11 protein-coding genes are annotated in these 20,341 nt (G+C 54.2%); 8 read left to right on the forward strand and 3 right to left on the reverse strand.

Annotated elements, in window-relative coordinates; genetic code table 11:
• Positions 1–76 precede the first annotated feature (76 nt).
• Positions 77–670 (reverse strand): CBO0543 family protein, encoded by a 594-nt coding sequence (locus PM3016_RS10765; RefSeq protein ID WP_014369459.1) that lies wholly within the window; start codon positions 668–670, stop codon positions 77–79.
• A gap of 1,013 nt (positions 671–1,683) precedes the next feature.
• Between PM3016_RS10765 and PM3016_RS10775 the strand changes: the two genes are divergently transcribed.
• The 4 genes from PM3016_RS10775 to PM3016_RS10790 all read left to right on the forward strand — a co-directional run bounded on the left by PM3016_RS10775 (position 1,684) and on the right by PM3016_RS10790 (position 4,698).
• The gene (locus tag PM3016_RS10775; RefSeq protein ID WP_013915587.1) at positions 1,684–2,307 is read left to right on the forward strand and encodes a CBO0543 family protein; all 624 of its coding nucleotides are present in this window, start codon (positions 1,684–1,686) and stop codon (positions 2,305–2,307) included.
• Positions 2,308–2,497: 190 nt separating this feature from the next.
• Complete coding sequence (locus tag PM3016_RS10780) at positions 2,498–3,682, forward strand: serine hydrolase domain-containing protein (RefSeq protein ID WP_013915588.1); 1,185 nt, start codon at positions 2,498–2,500, stop codon at positions 3,680–3,682.
• 28 nt (positions 3,683–3,710) lie between these two features.
• Positions 3,711–4,253 (forward strand): LytTR family DNA-binding domain-containing protein, encoded by a 543-nt coding sequence (locus PM3016_RS10785; protein ID WP_236628658.1) that lies wholly within the window; start codon positions 3,711–3,713, stop codon positions 4,251–4,253.
• Positions 4,254–4,263: 10 nt separating this feature from the next.
• Positions 4,264–4,698, forward strand: a complete 435-nt coding sequence (locus PM3016_RS10790) for a hypothetical protein (protein ID WP_013915590.1) — start codon at positions 4,264–4,266, stop codon at positions 4,696–4,698.
• An 8-nt stretch (positions 4,699–4,706) separates the two neighbouring features.
• On the opposite strand, the gene spoVB is transcribed toward PM3016_RS10790, so the two are convergent.
• Entirely contained in the window at positions 4,707–6,245 is a 1,539-nt protein-coding gene (spoVB, locus tag PM3016_RS10795) for a stage V sporulation protein B (protein WP_014369461.1), read from the reverse strand.
• Positions 6,246–6,374: 129 nt separating this feature from the next.
• Positions 6,375–6,983: an antiterminator LoaP gene (gene loaP, locus PM3016_RS10800; RefSeq protein ID WP_014369462.1), complete on the reverse strand. Its 609-nt coding sequence runs from the start codon at positions 6,981–6,983 to the stop codon at positions 6,375–6,377.
• 331 nt (positions 6,984–7,314) lie between these two features.
• Here loaP and PM3016_RS10805 point away from each other — a divergent pair, with 331 nt between their 5' ends.
• The 4 genes from PM3016_RS10805 (at position 7,315) to PM3016_RS36750 (ending at position 20,330) form a co-directional block, all read left to right on the forward strand.
• Positions 7,315–8,076, forward strand: coding sequence for a 4'-phosphopantetheinyl transferase family protein (locus PM3016_RS10805; protein WP_014369463.1), 762 nt, complete (start codon positions 7,315–7,317; stop codon positions 8,074–8,076).
• Positions 8,077–8,099: 23 nt separating this feature from the next.
• A complete protein-coding gene (gene fabD / locus PM3016_RS10810) occupies positions 8,100–10,499 on the forward strand; it encodes an ACP S-malonyltransferase (RefSeq protein ID WP_187298006.1) in 2,400 nt (799 codons plus the stop codon).
• Positions 10,500–10,578: 79 nt separating this feature from the next.
• Positions 10,579–12,261, forward strand: coding sequence for a type I polyketide synthase (locus tag PM3016_RS10815; protein WP_041619089.1), 1,683 nt, complete (start codon positions 10,579–10,581; stop codon positions 12,259–12,261).
• Positions 12,262–12,287: 26 nt separating this feature from the next.
• Positions 12,288–20,330, forward strand: a complete 8,043-nt coding sequence (locus PM3016_RS36750; RefSeq protein WP_238540596.1) for an SDR family NAD(P)-dependent oxidoreductase — start codon at positions 12,288–12,290, stop codon at positions 20,328–20,330.
• The last annotated feature ends 11 nt before the right edge of the window (positions 20,331–20,341 follow it).

A 20,341-nucleotide genomic window follows, 5' to 3' on the forward strand; every position in this document is an offset into this window, starting at 1 on the left:
GCGTGGGCGTACGGGTTTAAGGCCAAGACGAGGCAGACGCCTTTAGTTCAAGAATTAGAGGTCGTTGATCTCGGCCTCATTTGATTTTCCGGATCCTGATCGTGTCATTCTTCTTGTTGAGGTAGACGAATGCATCCAGGACGAGTTTTGCCATGATCGACCCGCCGAAGTAATTCACGTACATGATCAAGTAGTTGAAGCCGCGATACATTTGGAACATATCCAGCCACATGAAGATCGGATGGATGATAAAGACGAATATGGCGGACACGCCGGCTGCGCATAGATAATAATTAATCCGTTTACGGGACTGCCACTGATACATGAGCATGAAGGCCACAGGGATCATCGAACTGGTCAGCGTAAAGCTGGTGGGCAATACGGGGATCATTTTGTACGGATAGGACCAGAAACCATAGTTCGTACCGATGGTGTCCACATAGACGCCAAGCATATGAATGGCGAACCCGTAAAAGCCAATCTGATAAACCCGATTGCGGTCTATCTTGAAATAAAGGACCAGGAGCGGGACGGCCAGTAAAATAAACGTCAGCCAGAATCGCCATGAATCAAAGGAAGAGTATTCCCACCAATAGTTGATGGTGTCCAGGTTCGTGTCGCGGTAGCTTTGGATGATGTGTTCCAGCTCTTTTTTCTGTTCGGCGTCCATGGGAATCAGCTCCTTTGCCATTATGTTTCCCACCGCTTCGCTGCCGTATTACATTCGGGCGGCAGGGCAACATTCGCAGGAGGGATAGTCATCGTTTTGGGGAGCGAAGAGTCTACCCAGCTGCTGGAGGAGCATTGAACGTCCTTAATTATTCGCTGTTCACAAGATGCCCCTCCCGGCATGTCCACGCCACGCATTTCATTTTCATACCCTTTTTTGAAGGGAGAGATACGTATGCGGAATTTCCTTGGGGTGCTGGGAGCCATTTTGCTAACCATGATACTGACGAATCCCACCCAGGCCGAATTTGAAACGTGGGTAAAGGACGAAGTCCTGCTGACAAATCCGAGGCACACAAATCCGAGGCACACTATGGAAGATTTGGGGTTGGAGATCATTCTAGTTCGAAGCCGAAGGTTACTTGTTCTTCTCGTATCATGAATTAACGGTGCGTGATATCAAAAGTTGGACATTCGACACGTACACATACGCGGCATATGGGGCATGGTCCACTATCCTCTGGAGTTCCAACCCAACCCATTCCAGTGTAAAATCCTAACACTACCTATCAAGGTAGGAGTAAAGTCGCCAGTAGCTCGCAGTCCCTGTTGGAGAGACCTTAAGGCTGAAGCCCCGTAAGCCGAACAATAAAATCAAAGTGTCTGAGCAGCAATTTCCCTCCGGATGGGATTGTGGCTTCCATTCACAAAGCGAGACTGGATTCATTGAAGGTTCAGCCACCAAACTGAGGATAGCTTTGATCTGGACGGCAAAAGAACAGAATCTACTGTTCTTTTGCCGTTTTTTGATATGCTAGATTACTCACAGCAATATTGACTACACCTCAAAAAAAGCTGACTGCCTCCACCAATTGAGCTTACAGCGCGGCACGGACCGAGGATGTGATGCGTTATAAACATTCAACCTCCGTCGCCCCGTAATTTCCCACTTTTGTCTTAAGACGTATGTAATGAGAATTTGTAGTGCAAATTATAACAAGGGGGGGATGAATCATGACTTTTGAAGAAGCCTTGAAGAAAGTGAATGAGGCGAATGAAAAAATTGTAGAAGCAAACCGTATGGTTTCGGATGCCATAATGCATTCGTTCCTTTTCACTTGGAGGTGGTGGATCGGAGTATCCTTAATCGTTCTACCCTGGATTGCTTGGTTAATTTTTAGAGATAAGCAAAGTACGGGCCGCCTTCTGACCGCTGGTTTTTTTGTAATGATTTTCTCAGCGGTTTTAGATACGATTGGAATTGAAAATGGACTGTGGGCTTACCCGGTAAAAGTGATTCCATCACCTACGTTAAGTTTCTCTTTAAGACTTTCGGTATTACCCGTTATCGCTATGTTTTTTATCCAATTCAAGCCAAAAGTCAATCCATTCCTAAAAGCAATTATTTATGGTTCATTCGCGGCCTTTGTTGGGCTGCCGCTGCTTTCCATGATCGATATGTATAAAAGGATCCATTGGGAGTATGCATATTCATGTTTTATTTTGACTGGGATGTATTTGTGTTCTTATTGGTTCTATAATTTGAACAGCTTCGAAAGAGTCCAGCCCTTAAAGCCAGCAGGCACCGCTGTGGAGATGAATATGAGCTTCTTGCGTAAAAAACAGAAGATAAAGTAAATTCGGCTGCCGGTAGTTCCGGCAGCCTTTTTCCGTTAAGGAAGGTGAATCCCGGCTTCCCTGCCCAATATACATCACAAAAAAGTCATCTTGGCCTTGAATTATGACCGCTTAGATGAAATGCGTATCCAAATAACAGCCCACCGATTAGATTAAGGGATATAAAGTACTTGATCGAAAGGTGGTCCATATGAAAAGAGCCGTTAAAATTTGGGCTGGCGTACTCATCTTCGTTGGAATGGGGTACGGCTTAGCGGCCTATATGAATAGGCCGATTTCTGAAGAGGCCGTTACAGCCAAAATAGAAGAACACATAAGAAACATTGTAGAGAAGAATGATTCGTTATCCAGCGCATTAGTCACCATTTACTCTAACCGGACAGGTTACTTTGAACAATTTGCCGAAGGCACGAAACATCGAGCGTCCGATCAACCTGTCCAAATCGACAGTCCATATCATACAGCCAGCATCGGAAAAACGATGTGCGCCGTGGTCTACGGCATGTTAGTAGACGAAGGTAAGATCGACTTTGACGATAAAATCAATTCTTGGCTGGATGATGACATCCTTCAGGGGTTATTCGTGGTAGACGGTACAGATTACAGAGATCAGGTAACAGTAAGACACTTACTGGGCCATACCTCAGGAATTGCCGATTATTTTGCAGGCCCGGTAAAGCGGGGGGTGCCAATATTGGAGATGATCTCCTCTGATCCCGATCTTTCATTTACTCCCGAAGAGCTGATTGCGTTTACCAGAGACAACCAGGATCCGATTGGCAAACCAGGACAGCAATTTTATTATTCGGATACGGGATATATTTTGCTTGGACTTATTCTGGAGGCGATCGAGGACAAACCTTATTCCGATGTATTAGAAGAACGGATCTTTGAGCCCTTGGGCATGAGTGACAGTTACTTGATGTTTTATAATGACAAACCCGCTGCTGATATTCTTGGAATTTACTTGAATGGCATGGACTACAGCGGCAAAAATGCATTATCGGTGGATTGGGCAGGCGGTGGTGTGGTTTCCACTATGGATGATCTGCTGGTCTTCATGAAGGCTTTGGAACGTAGGGAGTTCCTGTCCGATGAAGTGTACAGAGAGATCACTGATTTTAAGCACCGTTATGAAAAAGGGATTTATTATGGTATGGGCATGATGTATTTTGACTTTAGTGAGCTGTCCTTCCTGTTAGGCGGTATGACCGATGTTTATGGCGCTGTCGGAGCTACGGGGACCTATATATTATATGATAAAGCGAAGGATACTTACTTTATAGCTAATTTTGGGTCACTTGATTTTACGGAAAAAGGGATAGAAGAATTAGTAAAAATAAGAATGATTTATGATAGGATGATAGTTGAATAAATAAATTCATACGCTGTCTTTAGGAGACATGATGGTTCAATTATTGTGTTCGGATAAGGTCTATGAAAAATTGAAGCAAGAATTAACTAAGTACCAAATTGAAATAGAGCAGGACAGCGATTGGGTGCTCGTTGAAAAGGGATATGACCTGCCGGAGGGTAAGCTTAGCGTTGTATTCGATGCTATGGATTACATGAATGTGATCAAGCTTTTGGTCTCCGGCATTCGAGAAGGCACGCATTATATGGACACTCTTACAGGCTTAACCGAAAACAAATTTGTCGTATTTGAACCAAGGGATGTTGTATATCTGGAAGCAGGTCCTGACGGTCTTATGGCCTTTACGAAGTCCGGTCGTTATAGTATCAAAGAAACCTTACAGTATTATGAGACCCTGTGGGCACCCAAAGGATTCATACGAATCAATAAATCACAACTCGTTAATTTGCTGCACGTTAAAGAAATCATCCCTTGGTTTAACTCCAGATATGTGCTTCGAACGGATAATAACGCGGAACTGGAAGTATCAAAAATGTTCTCGAAAAAGCTTAGGAACACACTGAATATTTAGGAGAACACCCATGGAGAAAATTCATTTGGCCAACATGATAAAGTCATTTTTTCTTGGTCTGCTCATCGGAGTGATACTGCAATTTTTTGATCATGCGGATGTGCAGTTCTCTTACAAAGTGATGACGGTATTAGCCAGCGGAAGTGTAGGGTTCATTATTGGTTTTATTACAGAATGGCTGACTTCCGTTCTCCCTATTCGTATGGCGAATTCTCGAACCTACTTCTTTATTAACAACTTCATTGCACTAATCGTTACCACATTGATTATGACGGCATCCTTACTCATGATCTCAGGCAGTGAAATGGAGAGCAATCGGGAATTTGTGCCGGTGTTATTGATCGTGCTTGGGATCATATGCATAGCGAATCTGTTTGACTATATGATGTATCGACGGGCTCAAAATAAATTGAAAACATTTAAGGCGTGGATTAAGGACAAATAAGCTGTAACTTATGAATAAATCCGTTTGCTCTTCTGACTCCAGGCCTTTGTAAAAGACAGAACGGCGATATAAACGAGCAGCGAGAAGCAGACGGAACCGATCGTGTTCCACAGCATGGGAAGGGCCAGGCTGTCCAGATAACGGATCGCCCACTGCCCGCATAGCACCATGATGATCATGGAAAATGTGCCCCTTGCATAGGGGCGGATATCCCAGTAGAGCCCGATGCTGCCGGAGATCGAGTAGAAGTTGAGCATCGTCATGAGCACAATGCTGAGGCCCAGCGCAACAGCGATACCGACAATGCCGAACTCGCTGCCCAGCACATAGATGGCAGCAATTTTGAATGCTGTGGTAATGACGTAATTCCATAGGGTGGCATTCGCACGGCCAAGCCCCAGCAGTATGGCATGAAGCGGCGCATCAAAGTAATGCAGGAAAAACATCGGTGCCAGGATTTGCAACAGTTGGCCGGCTTCCGGTGCGTTATAAATGAGGGTAGTCAGCGGCGTGGACCAAACGTACAGGATCACGGTGGCCGGTGCCCCGATCAAAAAGCCCAGCCGCAACGCCAGCTCCATTCTTTCGTGCATTAACAGGCTGTTCTTGTTGGCGGCCGCTTCGCTGATGGCCGGGATCAGAGCGGTGGAGAGAGACTGTGTGATAAAGCTGGGCATGAAGAGCAGCGGGAAAGCATATCCGGCAATCATTCCGAACTGTTTGGTGGCTGCTGCCGTGCTAATGCCGGCAGCGGCCAGGCTGGTCGTGATGAGCAGCGGTTGGAAAGCGTGGTAGAGCGAGTGAATCAATCCATTGCCGGTAGTCGGCAAGCCGATTCGAAGGAGCTCGGTGAGGGTCGATCGGCCCTTCCGAAGGTGGGCGGCCCATGTCTCTCCCGGCAGCTTGATTTCCCCGCGCAGCTTGTAGCTTGCCAGCAGAAACATCAGACTGCTGATCTCGCTGACCACGGAGGCGGCCATAGCGCCGGCAGCGGCATAGGCAACGCCGTAGGGGAGCAGGACGTGTACCAAAGCCAGCACACACGCGATCTGGACGGTGTTCTCCAATACGTCGGAGGCGGCGATGGTCTGCATTCGCTGCTTCCCGCGGAAGTAACCCTTGAGCACCGCGGAGACGGCAACGATCGGCGCAATCGGTGTGATCGCGAGCATGGCGTAATAAGCCCGCTGATCGCTGAGAAGTATGGAGGCAATCCATTCCGAGCCGAGCAGGGTGAGAGTCGTCAGCGCGACACTCAGGAAGCCGGTAACGAACAAGGAGACGTGCAGGGTCCGTCTCACCTTGGTCCGATCCCCGCGGGCATCGGCCTCTGCAACCAGCTTGGAGATGGCGACAGGCAGGCCGAGCTCCGTAATCGTGATAACCAGCGGAACCAGGGGGTGGGCCATCATCAACAGGCCGATCCCCTCGGCACCCAGCACCCTGGCTACGAACATCCCGCTGATTAAACCCAGGATGCGGTTGATCAGCGCGGCGGCGGACAAGAATAACGTACCCCTCATGAAGGCTTGCGACGGTTTCGGCATCGGAACTCACATCCTCCAGTTGATCAAATACTACCATTGTATTAGACCATCCGGAAAAAAATGTGAACAAGCTCCTATTGTCGGTCCCTTTTAATGAAGCGCGCATCCCCTTCATTCCCAACGATCGATTTACCGCATCTCCCCCTGATGACCGCTTGGGATGACCGAACTAAACTCAATTCCGAGATCCACCAGTTGTGCCGTACCCATTAGGGACATCAACACCTTGGCCCTCTTCTTATGTTTATCGATTTTTTTTATATAAGATTCCATCCCCTTCAAGGGGCCGGCCTGAACGGTAAAGCCGGATTCCTGAAAACTGATTTTCGAGCATTCAATGATGTCATCCTGTTCTATAAGTTTAAGAACCAGGGTCATTTCATCCACCGGTATTTCCTTGAATAATTCGCTCTCATCGCATAGCTTTGCGGAGGAATCCAATTTCCATGCTTCTTCATAGGCGAAGGCTTTATCTCTCCCGTTTTGATAATTCAGGGTCCGGTAGATGAACGGATTTTCTTTAAATTGATAGTACAGATGAACATTCATTTTGGTCTGGACAAAAACATAGCCGGGGAAGAGCGTTTTCACAACATGATATTCTTTCCCTCCTCTTTTCTCCGGAACCTTTCTTCTAGGTATTACGCAGTGTAACAAAGCACGATCGTATCTAGCATCCAACCACTTTTTAGTATTGGATTCATAGCCGGTTTTTACAAATAGCGCATACCATGACATCACTAAGCCTCCTTTTCTATTAGTCGTAATATTACCGCAAATAGGAGGAAAATAATGTAGAAAAATGTAGATCGATACTGAAATAACTTTATTTATGGTAAGTAAGGAATATATACAAAAATGCAATGTTATTGTATGATATGGGAAGTAGATCATGAATCCATATCCTTTACATAACTTATGACGGCTTAATCGACGTTTCGGCGCGTTAAGAAAAGACATAAGAGACCATAACCTGTACACGTAACCAAGTGTAAATGCTTGCGGCTCCTCCTTCGGGTGGAGTGCCGCAGGCATTTTTTGTTATCTGACATCAAAGGGAAGGGTCTGTATGACGCGTGAAATATCAGAACGATTTCAGGCTGTGAAGGGAGAAAGCCATGGTGGTGCCCTGTATCTTTTTCAATGTACTGCCGAAGAATTGAGATTCCTGTCTCTCCCCTATCTGCATCCGGCCGAACTTGCATTCTGGGACTCGCTGAAGTATGAAGGCCGAAGGAACACTTACCTGGCAGGGCGGTATGCGGCCAAACGGGCCCTCTTGTTCAGCCTGGAAGACTGTCCTGAAGCGGAGAGAGCAAACCGCATCCTGATTGATCGCGGTGTATTGGGTCAACCGGTCGTTCAGGGGGCAGGCAGCATGCAAGTAAGTATAACTCACAGTGGAACTATAGCCGCCGCCCTTGCTTTTCCCGAGGCCCGGCCGATGGGGATCGACGTTGAACTGATTCGAGAGGATCGACTGCGGCTTCTTGATGAACAGATGACGCCAGGGGAAACCTGCATGCTCAGGGAGTTTGCGCATCCATACCTCAGTATGTTAACGCTATGCTGGACGGCCAAGGAGGCATTGTCCAAAGTGATCCGCACGGGCATTACGACCCCGCTTCACATCTTTGAACTGCAGGGGATCGAAGTCAGAGACGGATTGTACTTCAGCCGATACCGGAACTTCTACCAGTATGAAACCGTTTCCTTTCTATGCGCCCCCTTGGTTTGCTCGATTACCTATCCGAAAGGCACGGCCATTCACGCGTCTTCCATCAAGAGAAAAATCATCGACTCGATCACATTTAATCTCGATCACATTTAATGACGGAGGGGAGTATGGCGCGTATGATGACTTACGTATTTCCGGGACAGGGAGCCCAGCGAAAGGGAATGGGCGGGGAGCTGTTCGATGAGTTTGCCGAATTGACCTCTCAGGCGGATGAGATCCTGGGATATTCGATTAAAACGTTATGTCTTGAGGACCCGCAGTCCCACTTGAATCAGACGCAATATACGCAGCCTGCTTTATATACGGTGAATGCGCTGACTTATTACCATAAAATCGTAGAATCGGGCCGTACGCCGAATTATACGGCAGGGCACAGCCTGGGAGAGTACAATGCCCTGTTAGCTGCAGGCGTATTTGATTTTCGGACCGGGCTGCTCCTTGTGCAAAAGAGGGGGGAACTCATGAGCCGGGCGGAAGGCGGCGCCATGGCAGCCATTATCGGGCTGAGCGAGCGGCAGCTGATGGAGGCCCTCTCCGAGAACCGCCTGGATCGGATTGATATCGCCAACCTGAATAGTCCTGCCCAGATTGTGATCTCGGGACCTAAAGCGGAGATCGACCGTGCCAGACATCTGTTCGACGGGATGAAGGAAGTCAAATCCGTGGTGCCGCTGCGGACCAGCGGGGCCTTTCATTCCAGGTATATGAAAGAGGCGGCAGAGGAATTTGGGGACTTCCTTCATGCGTTCGACTTCGAAGAGCCGGTGCTCCCCGTCATTGCCAATACTACCGCCAGACCCTACCGGTATGAAGAGATCAGGAAAAACCTGAGGGACCAGATCACGGGCTCCGTCAAATGGAGCGAGAGCATCCGCTATCTGTTAGGCCGGGGGGAGATGGAATTCGAGGAGATCGGCGGAGGCCGGATCCTGACGGGATTGATCCAGCAAATCCGAACGGAAGCGGGGCCGTTGGTCACGGAGGAGGAGAGGGTCGGTATGAAGCCCGCCGATGCGGGGGGCACGGCCTCTTATGCATCCGCCGGTGTCATAACGGTGCCTGCCGCGCCTGTGGTATCAAGGGCTCCGTTGATCGAGAGATTGGCCGTGGACGAACCCTCCCCAGCCGGGCTTGGAACACAGACTCCGGCATGGATAAGAATAAAACCGGCCAACCTGGGGAGCCCGGAGTTCCGGAGGGACTACGGCCTGACCTATGCCTACATTTCCGGTGCAATGTACAAGGGCATTGCCTCGAAGGAGATGGTCGTGCGCATGGGGAAAGCTGGAATGATGGGCTTCTTTGGTGCGGGTGGTCTGAAGATGCAGCAAATTGAAGAAGCGATCCGCTTTATCCAGGGAGAACTCCTGCCCGGTCAAGCGTACGGCATGAATCTGGTGCATGAGCCTGCAGAGCCGCATATCGAAGAAAGCATGGTGGATCTGTTTTTGCGTACGGGGGTAAAGGTCGTTGAGGCGGCGGCATTCATGACGATCACGCCCGCCTTGGTGAAGTACCGGGCCAAGGGACTTAAACGGGATGAGAACGGGAAAGTGACTTCGACGAATAAAATTATCGCCAAACTGTCACGTCCCGAGGTAGCGGAAGCGTTCCTTTCCCCTGCGCCTGAACGGATCACAGCCAAGCTGTTGGAAGAGGGCAAGATCACACGGGAGGAAGCCTCCTTATTGGCGGAGATTGCCGTTGCGGACGACCTGTGCGCGGAGGCGGATTCGGGAGGGCACACCGATGGAGCGGTAGCCTATGCCCTGATGCCCGCTATCTTGAAGCTGCGCGATGAAATGATGGAAAAGCACCGGTACGCCAAGAAGGTCAGGGTAGGGGCTGCGGGGGGGATCGGTACCCCGGATGCCGCGTTGGCGGCATTCAGTCTCGGTGCCGATTTTATCGTTACCGGATCGATCAATCAGTGTACGGTGGAGGCCAATACGAGCCCGGAGGTCAAGGACCTTCTGGAGCAGATGAATGTACAGGATACGGAATATGCGCCGGCCGGGGATATGTTCGAGATGGGAGCGAAGGTCCAGGTGCTCAAGAAAGGGCTGTTCTTTCCGGCCAGGGCCAACAAGCTGTACGACCTTTACAGGCAGTATAACGCTGTGGAAGACATCGATGAGAAAACGAAGATTCAGCTTCAGGACAAATATTTTAAACGCAGCCTGCAGCAAGTCTATGATGAGGTCCGTTCGTATCACCCGCCGCATATCATCGAGAAGGCCGAACGAAATCCGAAAATCAAGATGGCCCTGATCTTCAAGTGGTATTTTGCTTACAGTACGCGGCTGGCCTTGAGCGGTAACCCGGAGAACAAGGTGGATTATCAGATCCAGTGCGGTCCGGCCTTGGGGGCATTCAATCAATGGGTAAAGGGGACGGAGCTGGAATCCTGGCGGAACCGGCATGTGGACGAGATTGCGCTCCGGTTGATGAATGAAACGGCAGAGCTGCTGAACCGCAGATACCAAAGCTTTGTACAGGCTGCGGCCAACGAGTAGAGGGAGGGGAGGCGCCGCTCAACAAGTACCTTAGGTTCAACAAAATCTCCACTGCGGGAGCGGGAAAGGTGAGAAGCAGATGACGGGAAGAATCGATAAGGATATCGCCATTATTGGAGTAGCATGCCGGTTTCCCGGGGCCAAGAACGCTGATGAATTCTGGGAGAATCTGAAAGAGGGCCGCTCCAGTATAGGCGAGATCCCCAAGTCACGCTGGGATTGGGAGTCTTATTGGGGCGATCCGCAAAAAGAGAGAAATAAAAGCAGCAGCAAATGGGGGGGCTTCCTAACGGACGCCGATCAGTTTGACCCGGGCTTCTTCGGACTCTCTGTGCGCGAGGTGGAAGCCACGGATCCCCAGCAGCGCATCATGCTGCAGCTTGCGTGGGCGTGCCTGGAGGACGCGGGGATTGTGCCCTCCCGCATATCCGGGCATCAGGTCGGGGTATACATGGGTGTCTTTAATTTTGACTATAAGGGACTGCAGGAAAGCAGGGAGCGGACGATAGAAACCTACCATTCGATCGGGACGGCTTCAGCGGTGATCGCCAACCGGATCTCCCATTATTTCAATTTCAAAGGACCGAGCTTTCCGATTGATACGGCATGCTCCAGCTCGTTCAATGCGATTCATTCGGCGGCCCAGTCTCTGCTGCTCGGAGAGTGCAGCATGGCCCTCGCAGGGGGAGTCAATCTGATCCTGACACCGACAAGACATATTTCGTTCTCCAAGGCCGGCATGCTGTCTCCCACGGGCTCGTGCAAAACATTTGATGACCGTGCCGACGGATATGTGCGCAGCGAGGGGGCAGGGATCATCTTGCTGAAGCCGCTGAGCCAGGCCCTGGAGGACGGGGATTCCATCTACGGCGTTCTCAAGGGAAGCGCCGTCAATCACAATGGCCGGACCCATACGCTCACTTACCCTAACCCGCAGGCACAGGCGGATGTGATTATCGAAGCGCACCGGAGATCGGGAATTCCGGTGGAAAGTGTGAGCTACATTGAGGCCCATGGGACCGGTACACCGAAGGGGGATCCCCTCGAGTTCCAGGGACTTCAGAAAGCATTCGAAGTACTCGGTTCCTCAAAAGGACCCTCCGCTTTGTCCAAGAATTTCTGCGGTCTCGGCTCGGTGAAGACGAACATCGGACACCTGGAGTCGGCGGCCGGCATCGCAGGTGTGGTTAAGGTGCTCTTGTGCATGAAGCATGGGATGCTTCCCGGGTTAGCGGGATTCCGCACGCTGAACCACCGGATTGCCATAGAGGACACTCCTTTTTATATCGTCGACGCTCTCCGGGAATGGAGCCCGCCTCTCAATGAGGAAGGACATCCGTATCCGAGGCGCGCCGGAATCAGCTCGTTCGGCTTCGGCGGCACGAATGCGCATGTGGTGCTGGAAGAGGCCCCGGATGCACCTTCTGAAGGAAGGAAGGCTTCAGCCAAACAGCCGCCTTACCAGCTCGTCTGCCTATCCGCCAAAACGGAAGAGGCCCTGCGGCGAAAGCAGGAGGATCTTGCCGAATGGCTCGACCGGCATGGGGAGGAGCATACCTTAGCCGCTGTCAGTTCCACCCTTCTTCACCACCGGGAGCACTTTGGGATCAGGGCCGCCTATGTGGTCAGAGACCTGACTGAATTGCGGAATTCCTTGAGTGACGTCATCCGGACAACCCATGCCGATGGATACGCCGCCACCCCCACCCGTTCGCACAAGGCAAAGATCAGCTGCTATTGGACCGGCTGGCCAAACTTCTGATGAAGGAGCTGCAGTCCGGATTGAAGATGCCCCCCGAAGAATACCGGGAGCATCTGCTCTCCTTGGCGGAGCTGTATGTCCAGGGGGTGGATGTCGATTGGAAGGTTCTTGTTCCCGACAAGGGGCTGCGCCCCGTTCACTTGCCCACGTATCCCTTTGCAGCGGAGCGTTATTGGATTCCGGACGAGGAGGCCCCGGAGGCGCAAGCGACTGCTCCGGCGACGGTTCACCTTCACCCGCTGCTTCATGCTAACACGTCCGATTTCACGGAACAGCGTTTTACTTCGGTGTTCAGCGGGCGGGAGTTCTTCCTCCGCGACCATGTTGTGAAAGGGAGATCCGTCCTCCCGGGGGTCGCCTGCTTGGAAATGGCGCGTGCCGCCGCAGTGCAGTCGCTTGGCATGGAGGAGGATGCCTTACAGCTGCACATCTCCCATATCGTATGGGTCAGTCCCATTACGTCGGGAGCGGAGCCGAAGGAAGTACATATCGGCCTTTATCCCGAACATAGCGGCGAAACCACCTTCGAGATCTACACGGGGAAGGGGGAAGAGACTGTTCTGCACAGCCGGGGGGCCGTTCAACTGCGCCCGGCCCAAGCTATGCCGACACACAATAGGGACGAGCTGAGGAAAGGGCTCTTGCTCTCCCCACTCCCTATGGAATGGTACTACGAAGGGTTCCGTCACCGGGGGCTTTCCTACGGACCGGCACACCAAGCGGTGAATGAGGTCTACACGGCAGACGACCGGATCTTGGCCCGTCTGCTGCTTCCAAGTTCGGGGGGGCTTACAACAGAGCCGTTTGTTTTACACCCGAGTCTGATGGATGCGGCCCTGCAGGCAGCCCTCATCCTCCTCACGGATGCACATCGTCAGGCAGGTGCAGAACAGGGAGAGAGGAAGCTGATCCTGCCTTTCGCGTTGGAGGAGCTGGAGATCTTCGGTCCGTGCTCGGACCGTATGTGGGCCTCGGTGCAATTCAGCGCCAACCAGGGCTTGAAGAGGAGAAGCGTGGATATCGAGCTGTTCGATGAAGAGGGCGCCTTACGTATTCGAATGAAAGACTTAGCCTGGAGAGAAGCGGAGGAGCGGGAGGACATTGCCGGTACCCCGGCAAAGGAAAAGCTCGCTCTTATGGTTCCTTATTGGAAAGCGGAGGACGCTCGTAAGATCCCGGGATGGCCGGGAGACAGGGAGCGTCTGATTGTGCTCTGCGGAATGGACAAGCTTCTCGGAGAAGGACTTCAGCCCCTTCTGGAAGAGGCCAGGATCCTGGATCTGACGGCCGGCGCGACGGGGAGGCTCCCCGAAGATTATGAAGCTTGTGCAGCTTCCCTGCTTGCACAAGTCCAAGACGTTTTAAAAACCGGCGATGGGAGACCATGGGTAATCCAGTTGGTGATGCCCAAAGGGGAGCTGTACTCGGGCCTTGCGGGGCTGCTGCAGACGGCTCAACTAGAGAACCCGAAGTTCAGCGGGCAGGTGATCGAAGTAGAGCCGGGGGAATCCCCCGAGAGCTTGGCTTCCAAGCTCCAGGGCGATGGAGCCGCCGGCACGGACCGGATTCGGTACCTGGGCGGGGAGCGCACGGTGCTGGACTGGAGAGAACTGGAGGACACTCCGAACCAACAAGTCCCGCTGCCCTGGAGGGACGGCGGCACCTATCTGATCACAGGCGGAGCGGGCGGTCTCGGCAGGTTGTTTGCCAAGGAGATTGCCGGCCGGGCGAAGAACCCCCGCCTTATTCTTACCGGGCGCTCCCCCCTTCGCGACGACATACAAGTCCTGCTGGATGAACTCACCGCAGCCGGCGCCAGGGCCGAATATATTCAGATCGATGTATCGAATGCGGAAGCGGTGGAGAAGCTGTTCGGCGGTATCCGGTCAGATCATGGTCAGCTTCACGGCATCCTGCACTGCGCAGGGGTGATCAAGGACAGCTATATACTGAAGAAAACCTCCGGAGAACTGCGGGAAGTGTTCGCACCGAAAGTAGCGGGGCTGGTCCACATCGATCAAGCATCGAAGTCATTCGAGCTTGATTTCTTTGTGATGTTTTCTTCCGTGTTCGGCGCCATGGGCAATCCGGGACAGGCGGATTACTGCGCGGCCAACGCCTTCATGGATGCGTATGCAGCGTATCGGTCCAGCCTTGCCGCCTCACGTGAACGAAAGGGCCGCACACTGTCCTTGAACTGGCCGCTGTGGGAAGCGGGAGGGATGCACGTCGATCCGTTGATCGAGCAGCGGATGCGCGATCAGCTGGGAATGACGCCGCTGTCTGCAAGCAGCGGATTCCGCGCCTTCTACCAGGCACTTGCGGCGGATGCCGATCAGGTGCTGGTGTTGGAAGGGAGACCGAAGGTCTTCCTGTCCAAGCTGACGGGACAGCCCGCAGAGGAACAGGTCAACCCGCAAGGAACTGCTCCGCTCCCGGTACCCGCAGCGGCTTCCGCTTCGGAGATGCCCGTGGATGTACTCGAGGAGAAAGCGGCTCAGTATTTGAAAACACTGCTTTCTTCCGTACTGAAGCTGCCGGTCCAGCGGATCGATACCGATGCTCCGATGGAAGCGTACGGGATCGATTCCATCATGACCACCCAGTTAACCCATGCACTGGAGAACGTCTTTGGCACCCTGTCCAAGACCCTGTTCTTCGAGTATCAGACACTGCGTGAACTGACGGGGTATTTTCTGAAAGCGCACCGAGCGCCTTTGCTGCAGCAGCTGGGTGCGGGGACACAGGGCACCATCCAGACAGCTCCCGCAGCGGCTTCCGTCCGTGCCGAAACCGCTCCGGTGCATACGAGAAGCCAAAGACGGCCACGCTTCACCGTCCCGCAGGTTCAACAGAGGAATGGCAGCCTGAGTAATGCCTCCGAGGATGTGGCCATTATTGGCGTGTCCGGCCGGTATCCCGGAGCGGAAGGCATACGTGAGTATTGGGACGTGTTACGGGAGGGGAGAGACTGCATTACCGAGATTCCCCCGGACCGCTGGGATCACAGCGCTTACTTCAGTGAAGACCGGAACGAAGCCGGCAAAACCTACAGCAAATGGGGAGGCTTCCTTCGTGACGTGGACAAATTCGATCCTTTGTTCTTCCAGATCCCCCCTCGGGAAGCCGAACGGATGGACCCGCAGGAGCGCCTGTTCCTGCAGTGCGTGTACGAGACGCTGGAGGATGCGGGATATACCCGGGATGCGCTGGCCAAGGACAGCCGCTGGGGGCTTGAAGGCAATGTCGGTGTATACGTCGGCGTGATGTATCAGGAGTACCAATTATACGGAGCGCAGGCCCAGCTGCTGGGTCAGCCGCTGGCCTTGTACGGACTGCCGGCCTCGGTAGCCAACCGGGTCTCTTACTTCTGCAATTTCCATGGACCGAGCATCACGGTGGATACCATGTGTTCGTCTTCCCTGACGGCCATCCACCTTGCATGCAAGAGTCTGCAGAGTGGAGAATGCGACGTGGCGGTTGCAGGAGGGGTGAATCTCTCCATTCATCCCAACAAATATCTCTTATTGGCGCAGGGACGATTCATCTCCGGCAAAGGCCGCTGCGAAAGCTTCGGTGAAGGCGGCGATGGCTACGTCCCGAGCGAAGGTGTCGGCGCCGTGCTGCTCAAGCCGCTGTCCCGGGCCGTTGCGGACGGTGATCAGATCTATGGCGTCATCAAGGCAACGTCCGTGAACCACGGCGGCAAAACGAATGGCTACACCGTTCCGAATCCTAACGCACAAGGGAGTGTCATCGGCCGGGCGCTGGAGGAAGCCGGAATCGATCCGCGCACGATCAGCTACGTTGAGGCACACGGCACCGGTACTTCCCTTGGTGATCCGATCGAGATTGCGGGCCTGACCCACATCTTCCGGCAGTATACGGATGAGAATCAATTTTGTGCCATCGGTTCGGCCAAGTCGAATATTGGGCACTGCGAGAGCGCGGCCGGGATTGCCGGACTGACCAAAGTGCTTCTTCAGCTGAAACATCAACAGATCGTGCCCTCCCTGCATTCGGCGATCCTCAATCCGCATATTGATTTCTCACACACGCCATTCGTTGTCCAGCAGCAGCTGGCTCCGTGGCACAGACCGGTTCTCCATATCGATGGACAGACCAGGGAGTATCCGAGGATTGCCGGCCTTTCGTCCTTCGGGGCGGGCGGATCGAACGCACATGTGATTATTCAAGAGTACCATAGGCCGGAAGCGGTTTCTTACGAAGTGAGCACGGATCCCAGACCATCCCTTATCGTACTGTCCGCCAAAAGTACCGGGCAGCTTCAGCAGCAAGCGGAACGCCTTCTGGCTGAGATTCGCCGTCAGCAGTGGGGAGACGAACGCCTGACCGAGATCGCCTATACCCTGCAGACCGGACGGGAAGCCATGGAAGAACGGCTGGCTGTCCTGGCTTCCACGATGAGGGAGCTTGAGGACAAGCTGACGGGGTATATAGAAGGGCGGAATACGCAGGAGGATCTGTTTGTCGGTCAGGTCAAAAGAAACAAAGAAACCATCTCCGTCTTTGCCCGGGACGAGGAGCTGCAGGAGGCTTTGGCCAAGTGGATGCAGCGCGGCAAGTATGCCAAGCTGGCCGGTCTCTGGGTGCAGGGACTAAGTGTCGACTGGAACGGGATGTACCCGGGCCGGAAGCCGTCCAGAATAAGTCTGCCGGTCTACCCGTTCGCCAAGGAGCGCTGCTGGGCTCCCGCGTTCGAGCTTGCTCCCCTGGACCGGGGCGCAGCCCCGGCGTCCGCGTCGGAGAAGGTACGTGCTCCGCTTCAGGAACGGGAGGTCCCGCCTGTCCGAAGAAGAACCGCCATGCTTATCAAGCAGTGGGAGCCGGCTGCAGCAGTTCCATCCCGCAGCACGACCCGTACCGTGGCTATCTTGATGACACCCGGTACGCTTGACCTGGCTGTCAGGATATCCCGTCATCTCCCCCATTGCGAGATGATCGATGCGAGGGAGCTGGAGAAGCGGACTCCACGTCCGGCTGTGAATTGGGCAGCCTACGAAGGATGCATCGATCTGGTGGGCTGCAGTGAGTGGAGCACGGAAGAAACGGCATGGCTGACTTGGCTTCAGCGGCTCATTGAGCACGGGTCCCGGGAAGGCATCATGCTGCTGGGCGTAACGAAGGGCCTTGAAGCTTTCGATGGGAACGGGGCCGGACAACGTTCCTCGACGATGTATGGCGCTGAGCGGGCCGGTTTGTACCGCATGCTGCAGAGCGAATACAGCCATCTTCGCACACGTCATCTGGATGTATCCGCCTCCTCTGACCTGGAACAGCTGGCAGCGCAGATTGCAGACGAATTCAGAACGGACTGCCCGGATGCCGAAGTCTGCTACCGCGGCGGTGTACGCTGGCGCGCCTATTTGAAGGAGCTGCCGGCAGCCGGCGGACGGACCCCGGCGAGCTCTTTCCCGGAGGGGCACGTCCTGTGGATTACAGGGGGCACCAGAGGAATCGGTTATCTGTGTGCACGCCATTTCGTGGAAAAGTACGGTGTCAGGAAGCTGGTCCTGACAGGCCGGGAATCCCTGCCGCCACGGACGACATGGGCAGATGCAGCCGATCATCCGGATGCGGTTATGCGCAAGATCAAAGATCTGCTTGCGCTGGAAGCACTGGGGGCAGAGGTGACCCCCCTTGCGGTTGATCTGACGAATGGCGAGGAAGTGCGCCGGGCCGCAGCGGAGGTGAAGGAGAAGCTCGGTCCGATCGGAGGCGTAATCCACTGCGCCGGTGTCATAGACTCGAAGAATCCAGCCTTCATCCGCAAACCGGAGGAGGGGATCCGGCAGGTGTGGAGCCCCAAGGTTGCCGGTCTCCGTATTCTGCATGAGAGCCTGAAGGAAGAGCACCTCCAGTGGTTTCTTCTGTTCTCCTCGGTTTCTTCCATTCTCCCCGGTCTCGGTGCCGGCCAGAGCGATTACGCAGCGGCGAACGCTTATATGGATTACTTCAGCGGGGCTCATTCACAGAAAAGCCCGGTCATCAGTATCCAGTGGCCGAGCTGGAAGGAAACCGGCATGGGGGAAGTCCGGAGCCGAATCTATGAACGGACGGGACTGCATAGTCTGACGAATGCGGAGGGCCTGCAGCTGCTGGATCAGGTTCTCGCGGGAGCGCTCGGCCGCTCCGTCATCCTTCCGGCTGTAGTTAACACGGACATCTGGCAGCCGGAGACCTGGATGCGGTTCGAGGAACAGGCGAACCCGGCCGCCGCCCGGACGCTGCCGGTTCAAGCGCGGGATGGAAGCGACGGCAGCCTCCGGAGGAAGACGGCAGGCAGCCTGCTGCTCAAGATCGAAGCCTGGCTTACAGATCTCCTGGCGGAAGAGCTCAAAATCGACGCAGTCCGGCTTGATAAGGAAACGCCGTTCCAGGAGTACGGGGTAGACTCCATTATGCTCGTTCAGATGATGCAGAAAATCAATGAACAGGTGAAGGAGGAATTGGAGCCGACGCTGCTCTTCGAGCACCCGAGTATCGGGGCGCTCTCCGCTTGGCTTGTAACCGAGCATGGACCCGCGATGTCCGGTCTTCTTGCATCCGGGGAGCCGCATTCGCCGGTTCAGGACGACGAAGCGGCACAGGTATCTCCGCCCGCTTCCGAACCGCTTCGCTCCCCCTCGGGTTTTTCGCAAGCGGCTTCGACCGGGAGGACAGCTTCTTCACGGGTTGCCGTGGTCGGGCTGTCCTGCCGCTTTCCGGGAGCCGAGTCGCTCGGCGAGTACTGGAGGCTGATTTCCGAAGGGCGTTCGGCGATTCGTCAGGTGCCCGCAGCCCGGTGGGGGAAAGCGACGGCTTATTTTGCCGGCGTGCTTGAGGATATCACCCGGTTCGACCCATCGTATTTCCTTATTCCGGAGCCGGATGCCAGGGCGATGGACCCGCAGGCGTTACTGGCGCTGGAGGAGAGTCTGAAGCTCCTGTGCCATGCGGGTTACACCGCCCAGGAGATCAAAGGAAAGGCGGTCGGTGTATATCTCGGGGCACGCAGCCAGCATCGGCCGGAGCGCGGGCTTCTGCTCCAGGCGCGGAATCCGATTGTCGCGGTCGGCCCCAACTACCTGGCGGCCAATATCTCCCAATTCTTCGATCTGCGCGGCCCGAGCGTGGTGGTGGATACGGCCTGCTCCTCTGCGCTCGTTGGCATGCAGATGGCGGTTCAGGCCCTGTTCAGCGGCGATATCGAATCCGCCATTGTGGGCGGCGTCAGCTTGCTCACGACGCCGGGGGCTCATGGCATCTTCGAGCAGCGTGGAATTTTGAACCGCTCGGAGGAATTCCATCTCTTCGATGCACGAGCGAACGGCATTGTGCCTGGCGAAGGGGCGGGCATGGTGCTCCTGAAGACGGAAGAACAGGCTCTCGCGGACGGCGACCGGATCTATGCGGTAATCAGCGGAATCGCCGTCAATAACGACGGCCGGACGGCCGGTCCGGCTTCTCCGAATGTGAAAGCACAGCGGGAGGTCATGGCATCCGCTCTGGGCAGAAGCGGCCGGAGGGCGGAGGAGATCCGGTATATCGAGGCTAACGGCTCGGGAACCGAAGTGACGGATATGCTGGAGCTGAAGGCCATACAAGCCGTCTACCGCAGCTCGGGAGGTGCCTCATTGGGACTGGGCTCGGTAAAGCCGAACATCGGACATCCGCTCTGCGCGGAAGGCATTGCGAGTTTTATCAAAGTCGTCCTGATGCTGCAGCACGGGAAGTTCGTTCCTTTTCTATCCGCCCGGCAGCCGATGACGCACTACGATCTGTCGGCTTCGCCATTTCATTTCAGCAGGGCTGCCGAGACATGGGGCGGCGGTGATTCGGTGCGTGCGGCGGCGATCAACTGCTTTGCCGACGGCGGGACCAATGCCCATTTGATTGTGGAAGAGCCGGCAGCGGATAGGGAGGAAGCAGGATTCCGGAGGCAGCCGCTTCCAGTTCCCCCGCTGAACCGAAGACCGGTGAGTGGAGCCGCTGAAGCAACGGCCGGTCCTCCTGTAAGCGCTGCGGCAGGAGCACCCCAAGCAATGATCTGGGAAACACTGGGATAGGAGGGGAAACC

It is taken from the genome of Paenibacillus mucilaginosus 3016 (assembly GCF_000250655.1).
In the GTDB taxonomy this organism is placed as follows: domain Bacteria; phylum Bacillota; class Bacilli; order Paenibacillales; family NBRC-103111; genus Paenibacillus_G; species Paenibacillus_G mucilaginosus.

Excerpts from the sequence above, each read along its gene's own strand:
- fabD (WP_187298006.1), top strand. The coding sequence starts at position 8,100 with ATGATGACTTACGTATTTCCGGGACAGGGAGCCCAGCGAAAGGGAATG.
- PM3016_RS10785 (WP_236628658.1), top strand. The coding sequence starts at position 3,711 with ATGATGGTTCAATTATTGTGTTCGGATAAGGTCTATGAAAAATTGAAG.
- PM3016_RS36750 (WP_238540596.1), top strand. The coding sequence starts at position 12,288 with ATGCCCCCCGAAGAATACCGGGAGCATCTGCTCTCCTTGGCGGAGCTG.
- PM3016_RS10790 (WP_013915590.1), top strand. The coding sequence starts at position 4,264 with ATGGAGAAAATTCATTTGGCCAACATGATAAAGTCATTTTTTCTTGGT.
- PM3016_RS10780 (WP_013915588.1), top strand. The coding sequence starts at position 2,498 with ATGAAAAGAGCCGTTAAAATTTGGGCTGGCGTACTCATCTTCGTTGGA.
- PM3016_RS10775 (WP_013915587.1), top strand. The coding sequence starts at position 1,684 with ATGACTTTTGAAGAAGCCTTGAAGAAAGTGAATGAGGCGAATGAAAAA.
- spoVB (WP_014369461.1), bottom strand. The coding sequence starts at position 6,245 with ATGCCGAAACCGTCGCAAGCCTTCATGAGGGGTACGTTATTCTTGTCC.
- PM3016_RS10815 (WP_041619089.1), top strand. The coding sequence starts at position 10,579 with ATGACGGGAAGAATCGATAAGGATATCGCCATTATTGGAGTAGCATGC.
- loaP (WP_014369462.1), bottom strand. The coding sequence starts at position 6,983 with ATGTCATGGTATGCGCTATTTGTAAAAACCGGCTATGAATCCAATACT.
- PM3016_RS10765 (WP_014369459.1), bottom strand. The coding sequence starts at position 670 with ATGGACGCCGAACAGAAAAAAGAGCTGGAACACATCATCCAAAGCTAC.
- PM3016_RS10805 (WP_014369463.1), top strand. The coding sequence starts at position 7,315 with ATGACGCGTGAAATATCAGAACGATTTCAGGCTGTGAAGGGAGAAAGC.